The sequence below is a fragment of the Sandarakinorhabdus sp. genome, from assembly GCF_031430775.1.
In the GTDB taxonomy this organism is placed as follows: domain Bacteria; phylum Pseudomonadota; class Alphaproteobacteria; order Sphingomonadales; family Sphingomonadaceae; genus Sandarakinorhabdus.
Genome location: NZ_JANPCD010000051.1, coordinates 1 through 9,932, shown reverse-complemented (window position 1 = coordinate 9,932; position 9,932 = coordinate 1). Strand labels below are relative to the sequence as shown.

Here is a 9,932-nt window from a genome sequence, read left to right as displayed (position 1 = left end):
GAAAATAGATCAGCGCCCAGACCCCCTTGCCATAAGACAGGAACGCCACCAGCCCGCTGGCCAGCATGATCAGCAGATACGCCCGGCTTTGCGCCAGTTGGCGCAGTGCCGCCATCGCGGCCAGGCGCGGCGGCGCGGCGGCGCTCTGGGCCGCGGTCAGTCGTTTTCGCGGGTCACGCAGGGCAAACCACACGAACAGCGCCAGAGCGACACCGGGCAGGCCGACCACCAGGAACGCTCGCCGCCAGCCAAAGGCATCGGCAAGGCTGCCGCCGATGATGGTGCCCAGCAGCGTGCCGATGGGAATGCCAAGGCCATAAAATGCGATGGCCGTAGCGCGGCGCGACGCCGGCACGGCATCGGTGATCAGGCTGTGCGCCGCCGGTGTGCAGCCCGCCTCGCCAACGCCAACGCCAATGCGCGCCAGCAACAACTGGGTGAAATTCTGCGCCAGCCCACACAGCGCCGTCATGCCCGACCAGACCACCAGGCTGGCGGCGATCAGGCCGACACGGTCCGAGCCGGGCCGGTCTGCCCAGCGCGCGATCGGCACGCCCAGCACGGCATAGAACAGCGCAAAGGCCAGGCCGGTCATCAGGCCAAGCTGGGTATCGGACAGGCCAAGGTCGCGCTTGATGGGTTCGGCCAGGATCGAGACGATCTGCCGGTCGAGGAAATTGAAGATATAGACGAGCAACAAGGTCCAGAGCAGCAAACGCTCGGCAGACCGCGACGAAACGGCGACCGTCAGTGGTGCAGGCGTGGATGCCATGACGCGATTCCTCCCCAGGATTCGTCTGATTTTCCCGCAGCGTGCCGGAGCGGCTTGGGACTGGCAAGCGACCCCGCTATGAAAGCGCTTTGGTGTCGCGGGATTTTTGCCATGAATGCGTATGAAACCACCCTTGGCCTTTTCATCGACGGCCAGTGGCACACCGCCGGCACCGGTGTGCACGAGGTCATCAACCCCGCCAGCGGGGCAGTGCTGGGCAGCCTGCCGCTGGCGAGCAAGGGCCAGCTTGACGCGGCGCTGGATGCCGCCGCGCGCGGTTATCCGCTGTGGCGGGCGGCCAGCACCGACGAAAAGGCGGCCGTGCTGACGGGCGCAGCGCGGCTGATGCGAGAAAGATCCGAACGCATTGCCACGCTGGCGACATTGGAACAGGGCAAGCCGATTTCCGAGGCGCGCGGCGAAGTCGGCTATGCAGCCGCGCTCATCGATTTTTATGCCGGCGAAGTGCGGCGAGGCCATGGCCGGGTGCTGGCGCGGCCGGCCGGGATGCGCAGCCTGGTGGTGCATGAGCCGGTGGGGCCGGCGCTGGCGCTTTGCCCCTGGAACTTCCCCATCCTCAACCCGGCGCGCAAGCTGGCGCCGGCATTGGCCGCCGGGTGCAGCATGATCATCAAGCCGCCCGAAGAGGCGCCCGGCACCGCCATCGAAGTGGTGCGCTGCTTCATCGATGCCGGGCTGCCGGCGCCGGTGGTATCGGTGGTGTTCGGCGTGCCCGACATGGTCTCGCGCCATCTCATCGCGTCGCCAATCATCCGCAAGATCAGCTTCACGGGATCGGTGCCGGTGGGCAAGCATCTGATGAAGCTGGCCGCCGACGGCATGAAGCGCACCACCATGGAACTGGGCGGCCATGCGCCGGTCATCGTCATGGACGACTGCGACCTGGAGAAAGCAATCACAATGGCGTCGGCCTTCAAGTTCCGCAATGCCGGGCAGGTCTGTGTGTCGCCGACACGATTTCATGTGCACGAGGCGGTGCATGACCGGTTTCTGGCCGGCATGGCGGCGCGCGCCGGGGCTTTGCAGCTTGGCCCCGGCATGGACCCGACCACACAGATGGGGCCGCTGGCCAATCCGCGGCGGCCAGCCGCCATGGTCGGGCTGATCGAGGATGCGGTGCGCAGCGGCGCGCGGGTGGCGGCAGGCGGCGAGGCGCAGGCCGGCGACGGGTTTTTCTACCGTCCCACCGTGCTCAGCGATGTGCCGATGGCGGCGCGCATCATGCATGAGGAGCCGTTCGGGCCGGTAGCGCTGGTGCGGGCATTCTCGCGAATCGAAGACGCCATCACCGAAGCCAATCGGCTACCGTTTGGCCTTGCCGCCTATGCCTTCACCGAAAACGCCCGCACGGCGAACATCCTGTCGGACGCGCTGGAAGCGGGCATGGTCGGCATCAACACCATGGCGATGAGCGCGGTCGATTCGCCGTTCGGCGGGGTGAAGGAATCAGGCCATGGCAGCGAGGATGGGCCGGAGGGCATGCGCGCGTTTCAAGTCGTGAAGGCGATTCATCAGGCGTGAAAGCGCATCGCCCGTTTTGCGGCGAAAGACGTTCAGCCAGCGAAAAGGTGGGGCGCCAGCCCGGTCACGCCGCCGGTGTCCACTTCGAACAGCGCGCCGGCCAGCGCATCATCTTGCCGACCATCGGCGGCACTGGTCACGAACATCCGATCAAGGTTCGGGCCGGCGAAGCAGACGTTGGTGAGTTGCGGAGTCGGCAGGTCGATCTGGCGGTCGGGTTGGCCATCCGGGGTAAAGCGGCGTACGCAGCCGGCGCCGTAGAAGGCGATCCAGAGATGGCCCTGGCTGTCGCAGCACATGCCATCGGGGTTGTCGCCGAGCGCAAATTGCAGATGCACCTGCCGGGGGCCGAGCGCGCCGTCGGCGTGCAGTGCAAAGCGCCAGACGGTCCGCTGCCTTGTGTCGGTGTGATACAGAATGGCGCCATCCGGGCTGAGCGCCGGGCCGTTTGCAATGGTGATGCCGGTGTCGTGGCGGGTCACGGTGCCGTCCGGGTCCAGCCGATAGAGTGAGCCGGTCGGCGCCTCGCAGGCTGCATCCATGGTGCCGGCCCAGATGCGCCCCTGCGCGTCTGCCTTGGCATCATTAAGGCGGTTGCCCGGCAGTTCGCGTTCCAGTTCGGCCAGAGTCTCGGGCTGCATGGTGGCAGGATCGAGCCGGCACAGGCGGCGATCGATGCCGGCCATCAGGCCGCCGCTGGCGCGCTCGACCACCCAGCCGATGCGGCCTGGCATTTCGTGGCCAGTGATGGCGCCGTCAGCGAGGCGCATCTGCCACAATTTGAGGCCCAGTATGTCGGTCCAGTACAGGCACTGGCTGCGAGGCGACCAGAGCAGGCCCTCGCCCAAAATGTCGCGCTGCGGCCGCGCGATGAGGTGCCAGTCGGGCATCACAGGGCCTCGCATTGGTGGATCGCGCCGATCGCCAGCGCCTGGGCGACGAGCGCCAGCGGCGACAGATCGGTGTCGCTGCGTCCGGCGGCGATGAGCGCGGCGAATCGCCGATAGAGTGCCGGGTACTCGCCTTTAGGTTCCGCCATGGCCTGTGCTTCGCCGTCCAGCCACAGCCGGGCGCCACCGTCCGACAAGCGCAGCCGGCGCCCCGAAGCGCAGGCGATGGCAATATCCCAGCATTGTGGCCCAGCAATACGCCAGTCGAAATCGGCGGTGATTGCACAGCCGTCCGGGCCGGACAGCGCCAATCGCGCGGCAATTGGCGCGGCACACCCCGCCGGCACTGTCAGGGCCGCAGAATCCAGCAAGACCCCCGGAAAGAGATGCGTCAGGATGGACAGCGCATTGATGCCGGCGTCGAACACGCCAAAGCCGTCGGCGCGCCAGATCCAGTCCTGCCCCGGGTGCCAGACGCGCCAATCCTCGTGCCAGGTGATGGCGACATTGGTGACCGTTTCGCCGGCAAGGGCAGTGCGTGCCGCAGCGACCGCAGAGGCACAACGGCTGTGCCACGCGAACATCAGGCTGCGCCCGGCAGACGCGCGCAGCCCGGCGGCCTGCGCAGGGGTCGCCGCTGGCGGCTTTTCGAGCATGACGTGCCAGCCGGCAGCCTGAGCCGCGATGCCGGCGCGCACGCCCGGAGGCGTGGCAATGCTGACGGCATCGACCATCAGGCCCGAGGCACGCAGCGCAGCCACATCGGGAAAGTGCGGCAGGCCCGGCAGTGCCGGCGCGGCCGGATCGACGCTGGCCACCAGTGCAAACATGCGGTCGGCGGCGAGCGCCGGCAGGTGCTGGTCATGGGCAATCTTGCCAAGGCCGATGATGGCGATGCGAATTGGCTGCATGGGCGCCACATTGCCGCCTATCGATGCAAAGGGCCAGCTTTGGCGCAGCCAAGTTTTTCCGCCTGCCCCCGCGCGAACTTGGCGCTATGACAGCAGCATGCGCTATGACAGCATCATGAGTCTGAGCCATCTGCAAAAGCTGGAAGCCGAGAGCATCCATATCCTGCGCGAGGTGGTGGCCTGTAGCGAGCGGCCGGTGATGCTGTATTCGATCGGCAAGGATAGCAGCGTCATGCTGCATCTGGCGCTGAAGGCGTTTTACCCCGGCCCTTTGCCGTTCCCGCTGCTGCACATCGCGTCGGGCTGGGATTTTGCCGCCATGCTGGCGCACCGCGACATGATGGTGGCGCGCCATGGCCTTGAGCTGATTGTCGCGCACAATGCCGAGGCGGCGGCGGCCGGCATCAACCCCATGGATACGCCGACGCCGGTCTACACCCGGCTGATGCTGACCGACACGCTGAAACAGGCGCTGGCTGATGGTGGCTTTGATGCGGCCTTTGGTGGTGGCCGCCGCGACGAGGAAAAGGCCCGCGCCAAGGAACGCATCGTCTCGGTGCGCGGCGAAGGCCAAGGCTGGGACCCGCGCAACCAGCGGCCCGAACTGTGGCGGCTGTACAACCCCATGCTGCACAAGGGCGAATCGCTGCGGGTGTTTCCGCTGTCGAATTGGACCGAGGCCGATATCTGGGAGTATATCGCGGCCGAAAATGTGCCGCTGGTGCCGCTGTATCTGGCCGCCATGCGCCCGGTGGTGGTGCGCGGCGGCATGTTGCTGTTGCTGGATGATGACCGGCTGGCGCTGCGCCCCGGTGAAGTCGCAGAGCAGCGGATGATCCGGTTTCGCACCCTGGGCTGCTACCCCTTGTCGGGCGCGGTCGAAAGCACGGCGGCGACTCTGGACGCTGTTATCGCCGAAATGCGCGTCTCCACCATGTCGGAGCGCATCGGCCGAGCCGTGGACCATGACCCGACAGCGAGCATGGAGAAGAAGAAAAAGGAAGGCTATTTCTGATGGCCGCTGCCCCAGTCTTGGGCCTGCCGTTGGTGCGGGTCATCACTTGCGGATCGGTCGATGACGGCAAATCCACGTTGATCGGCCGGCTGCTGTATGATGCCAAGGCGGTGACGGCCGACCAGATGGAAGCACTGGCCGCAGACAGCCGGCGCATCGGCACGCAAGGCGCCGCGCTGGATTTCGCGCTGCTGGTGGACGGGCTTTCGGCGGAGCGGGACCAGGGTATCACCATCGACGTCGCCTACCGGTTCTTTGCCTCGGAGCGTGCGCGGTTCATCCTCGCCGATTGCCCCGGGCATGAACAATATACCCGCAACATGGTCACTGGCGCTTCGACCGCCGACGCCGCCATCGTGCTGGTCGATGCGCGGGGGGGTGTGCTGACACAGACCCGCCGGCACACCATCCTGGCGCATCTGCTGGGCATTCGCCACGTCGTACTGGCTGTCAACAAGATGGATCTGGTGGGCCATGACGAGGCGGTGTTCGCGCGCATTGCGGCCGATTTCGGGGCCTTTGCCGCGACATTGGGCCTGGGCGATGTCGCTGCCATCCCGATTTCGGGCCTGAACGGCGACAACATCACACTGAATTCGGCGCGCATGGGCTGGTACCAAGGGCCGACCCTGATGGAATGGCTGGAGCAAGTCGAAGTGACTGGGCTGCTTGAAGCGGAGGGGCTGCTTGAAGTGAAGGGGCTGGGCGCCGCCGGCGGCGGGCTGCGCTTTCCGGTGCAATGGGTGAACCGGCCGGGGCCAGATTTTCGCGGGCATGCCGGTCTGATTGTCGGCGGCCATGTGGCGCCCGGCGATGACGTGCGCGTGTTGCCATCGGGCAGGCAGACCAAGGTGGCCCGCATCGTGACGGCAGACGGTGATTTGCCTCAGGCTGTCGCCGGGCAATCGGTGACGCTGACACTGGCCGATGATATCGATTGTGCGCGCGGCGATGTCATCGTGGCGGCACAGGACCCGGCACAGGTGGCGGATCAGTTCGAGGCGACATTGGTCTGGATGGCGGACGATGCGCTGCTGCCGGGCCGCGCCTATTGGCTGAAACTGGGCACGCAAACAGTGTCGGCCACCGTCGCGGTGCCGAAATACCGGCTCAATGTCGATGATGGCTCGCATCTGTCGGCGCGCACGCTCGAGCTGAACGGGATCGGCGTTGCCGCCGTGACCACCGCGCGCCCCATCGTTTTCGAGCCATATTGCGACAATCGCGACATGGGCGGCTTCATCCTCATTGACCGGCAGAGCCATGCGACGGTGGCTGCCGGCATGATCCATTTCGCGCTGCGCCGGTCACAGAATATCCACCTTCAGGCCAGTGACGTCAGCCCGGCGATGCGCGCCGCCGCGCTGGGACAACAACCTGCCGTGCTGTGGATGACCGGGCTGTCGGGCGCGGGCAAATCGACTATCGCCAACATTGTCGAGGCACGGTTGCATGCGCTTGGCCGGCATACCTTCCTGCTGGACGGCGACAATGTCCGCCACGGGCTGAACAAGGACCTGGGCTTTACCGAGGCCGACCGCATCGAGAATATCCGCCGCGTCGGCGAGGTCGCGCGGCTGATGCTGGACGCCGGACTGATCGTCATCACCGCGTTCATCTCGCCGTTCCGCGCCGAGCGCGCCATGGTCCGTGCCATGGTGCCCGAAGGCCGCTTTGTCGAAGTGTTCATCGATACGCCGCTGGCCGATGCGGAGGCGCGCGATGTGAAGGGGCTGTATGCCAAGGCCCGGGCCGGAGCGCTGAAGAACTTCACCGGCATCGATTCGCCCTATGAGCCGCCCGAAGCGCCCGAAATCCGGATCGACACCAGCGCCCTGAGCGCCGAAGCCGCGGCCGATCTGATCATCGCAAGGCTGCTGGGTTGAACATGAGCCGCCCATCGGCCTAAACGGGCTCATGAACGACGCCGCCCTTGCCCGCCAGCTTGCACAGGATGCCGGGAGGCTGCTGCTGGCTTTGCGAGATGGCGATGGCGGGGACGCACGCGCGCTCGGCGATGCCGGCGATGCCCAGGCCAACCGGCTGATCGTCGATGCGCTGCGCCGTTATCGCCCGGACGATGCGATATTGTCCGAGGAGGAAGCCGCCGATGCCGCCCGGCTTGGCGCGCGGCGGGTGTGGGTCGTCGATCCGCTCGATGGCACCCGCGAATATGGCGAGCGCCGCGACGATTGGGCAGTGCATGTCGCGCTCAGCATCGATGGCCGGCCGGTCGAAGGCGCCGTGGCACTACCGGCGCTGGGGCGCTGCATCTGCACGGAATTTCCGCCCGCTCTGGTGGCCGAAGCCGCGCCCTTGCGCCTGCTGGTCAGCCGCACCCGGCCATCGCCGCTGGCGCAGGGCGTCGCCGAAGCATTGGGAGCCGTCACGGTGCCGATGGGCAGCGCCGGGGCCAAGGCCATGGCCGTGCTGCGCGGCGAAGCCGATGTGTATCTGCATAGCGGCGGCATGTATGAATGGGATAATTGCGCGCCGGCCGCCGTGGCGATGGCTGCCGGGCTGCACGCCAGCAGGCTGGACGGCGGCGCGCTGGTATACAACCAGCCCGACCCGCTGTCGCCGCAGGTGCTGATCTGCCACAAATCGCGCGCTGCGCAGATCATTGCGCTGGTGGGCCGGCTGTCAAATCCATAGGCTGCTGCACCCATAAGGCGGCGCTGCCTTGCGATTGCCGCATTGCAGCATGATATGCGCTGGCATGACCCGCCGGCTGCTCGCCTCGATCCATGACGTGTCCCCGCGCTTTGAACGCGAGGTGGATATTCTTGTCGAACGGCTCGAACGCCGCGTCGGCCCCGCCGGTTTCGCCATGCTGGTGGTGCCCGACCATTGGGACCAGGCGCCGATTGCCGGCAATGCCGCCTTTGGCGCCCGGCTGCGCGGCTGGGCGGACCAGGGCACCGAAATGTTCCTGCACGGCTGGCGGCACCGCGATGATGCGCCCCGGGGTTTTGCCGCGCGCCACATGACCGCCGGCGAGGGGGAATTTGCGCATCTGGACGAAGCCGGCGCGCGCGAACGGCTGCGGCGTGGACGCGGCGTGATCGAGAACGCCATCGGCCGGCCGGTGGCAGGCTTCATCGCGCCGGCCTGGCTTTACGGCGCCGGTGCCCATGCCGCCATCCGCGCCGAAGGCTTTGCCCTGGCCGAGGACCATATGAAGGTTTGGGAGCCGGCCAGTGGCCGCGTGCTGGCGCGCGGGCCGGTCATCACCTGGGCCAGCCGGTCACCGGGGCGTATCCGTTCGTCGCTGATGTTTGCCGGCTTGGCGCGGCACGGCCTGGCGCTGCTGCCCAACGTGCGTGTGGCCGTGCATCCCGGCGACACCGGCGTGCCGGCGCTGCTTCATAGCCTGGATGCGACGCTGGCGGCGCTGATGCAGGGCCGCAGTGCCGGACGTTATGCGGAACTCCTGGTGCGATGAGCCGTTCATCGCGCGGCAAAGCTGGGTCTGCCAAAGGCTGGTCCATAATTTGCCATAGTGTTTCGGTATCAGCGTATCGTGCAAGAGTTGGATTTGAGCGTAGCCATGTTCCAAGGTAACGGGAACGCAGAGGTTGCCGGCATGACGGATTATCCGTCACGCGCAGCCCATGCAGAAACAGTCGCACCCTTGCCGGCGACGGAGCGCGGCTGGGCCTGGTGGCTTGGTACAGTCATCACGATTGCTGTTCTGATGGCGTCGGTGTGGCAGATTTCGCAGGTCGATTTCCGCGCTGTGATGGCCATGGTGCCAGTCTCGCCGATGTTCTGGCTGGTGTTCGCATTGGGCTATCTTGCCGGGCCCATTGGGGACCACATCATCTTTCGCCGGCTGTGGCAGATACCGATTGATGGCTTTGTGGCGTTGCTGCGCAAGCTGATCGGCAATGAACTGATTACCGGCTATATTGGCGAACTGTATTTCTACACTTGGGCGCGGCAGCGCACCGGAATGGTGTCGGCACCGTTCGGCGCGATCAAGGACGTGGCCATCCTGTCGGCAGTTGCGGCCAATGTCGTTACATTGGTGCTGTTGGCCATCGCCTATCCGCTGCTTGGCACGCTCAAGCTGGGGCTTGAAGGATCGGCCCTTGTCGCGTCGGGCGGCATCATCGTGGCCATGTCGAGCGCGATCCTGCTGCTGCGCAAGAAACTGTTTTCGTTGCCATCGGCTGATCTTGCCTTTGTCGGGTGGGTACAGGGTCTGCGCGTCGTGATGTCGTTGTTGCTGACGGGGTTGGCGTGGCACCTCGCACTGCCGGATGTAGCGGTACAATGGTGGCTGTTGCTGGCAGCCACGCGCATGCTGCTGTCGCGGCTGCCGTTCCTCCCCAACAAGGATGTGGTGTTTGCCGCGCTGGCGGTGTTCATGATCGGCCAGGATGCGCAGGTCGGCGCGCTGATGGCAATGATGGCCAGCCTGCTGCTGGCAACGCACCTCGGGCTGGGTTTGGCTTTGGTGGGCGGCGAAGCCCTGGGATGGCGCAAGAAATGACGAAACTGGTTCTGGCGGCGCTGTTGGCGCTGATCCCTGTCGCGGCGTCCGCGCAGGTCGAATCCAATCCCAATCTGGGCAAGGCCGAAGGGCAATGCCGATCAGGCGAGGCTGGCCCCGCCGTGCTGCTCACTGCCGTTGGCCTGAAGGACCGGCGCGGCGTGCTGCGCGCCGAGCTCTATCCGGACAACGACAAGGATTTCCTGCAGGATGATAATATCCTGGTGAACCAGGCCAAAACCTTCCGCCGGGTCGAAATGCCGGTGCCCGAAACCGGCGCTGTGACCGTGTGCATCCGCACCCC

At 66.2% G+C, this 9,932-nt stretch carries 9 protein-coding genes and 1 pseudogene; 7 read left to right on the top strand and 3 right to left on the bottom strand.

Annotation, left to right across the window (positions count from 1 at the left end):
• The coding region (locus tag RMQ73_RS02885; protein ID WP_310496482.1) for an MFS transporter at positions 1-772 on the bottom strand (772 nt) is incomplete at its 3' end.
• A 111-nt stretch (positions 773-883) separates the two neighbouring features.
• On the opposite strand from RMQ73_RS02885, the gene RMQ73_RS02880 reads away from it, so the two are divergent.
• Positions 884-2,314 (top strand): NAD-dependent succinate-semialdehyde dehydrogenase, encoded by a 1,431-nt coding sequence (locus RMQ73_RS02880; RefSeq protein ID WP_310496481.1) that lies wholly within the window; start codon positions 884-886, stop codon positions 2,312-2,314.
• Between the two features lie 32 nt (positions 2,315-2,346).
• On the opposite strand, the gene RMQ73_RS02875 is transcribed toward RMQ73_RS02880, so the two are convergent.
• A complete protein-coding gene (locus RMQ73_RS02875; protein WP_310496480.1) occupies positions 2,347-3,204 on the bottom strand; it encodes an SMP-30/gluconolactonase/LRE family protein in 858 nt (285 codons plus the stop codon).
• Positions 3,204-4,115: a Gfo/Idh/MocA family oxidoreductase gene (locus RMQ73_RS02870; protein WP_310496479.1), complete on the bottom strand. Its 912-nt coding sequence runs from the start codon at positions 4,113-4,115 to the stop codon at positions 3,204-3,206. Before RMQ73_RS02870 ends, RMQ73_RS02875 begins: the two co-directional genes overlap by 1 nt.
• Positions 4,116-4,227: 112 nt before the next feature.
• Here RMQ73_RS02870 and cysD point away from each other — a divergent pair, with 112 nt between their 5' ends.
• The 6 genes and pseudogenes from cysD to RMQ73_RS02840 all read left to right on the top strand — a co-directional run.
• Positions 4,228-5,130, top strand: coding sequence for a sulfate adenylyltransferase subunit CysD (gene cysD, locus RMQ73_RS02865; RefSeq protein WP_310496483.1), 903 nt, complete (start codon positions 4,228-4,230; stop codon positions 5,128-5,130).
• On the top strand, positions 5,130-7,016 hold the full coding sequence (cysC, locus tag RMQ73_RS02860; RefSeq protein WP_310496478.1) for an adenylyl-sulfate kinase: 1,887 nt from the start codon (positions 5,130-5,132) through the stop codon (positions 7,014-7,016). The genes cysD and cysC overlap by 1 nt, the downstream gene beginning before the upstream one ends.
• A 31-nt stretch (positions 7,017-7,047) precedes the next feature.
• Positions 7,048-7,785 (top strand): 3'(2'),5'-bisphosphate nucleotidase CysQ, encoded by a 738-nt coding sequence (locus tag RMQ73_RS02855; protein WP_310496477.1) that lies wholly within the window; start codon positions 7,048-7,050, stop codon positions 7,783-7,785.
• Positions 7,786-7,849: 64 nt separating this feature from the next.
• A complete protein-coding gene (locus tag RMQ73_RS02850) occupies positions 7,850-8,575 on the top strand; it encodes a polysaccharide deacetylase family protein (protein WP_310496476.1) in 726 nt (241 codons plus the stop codon).
• A 105-nt stretch (positions 8,576-8,680) separates the two neighbouring features.
• Complete coding sequence (locus tag RMQ73_RS02845) at positions 8,681-9,628, top strand: hypothetical protein (protein WP_310496475.1); 948 nt, start codon at positions 8,681-8,683, stop codon at positions 9,626-9,628.
• Positions 9,625-9,932: pseudogene (locus RMQ73_RS02840) on the top strand (hypothetical protein); the annotation flags it as partial. The gene RMQ73_RS02845 and the pseudogene RMQ73_RS02840, both read left to right, overlap by 4 nt.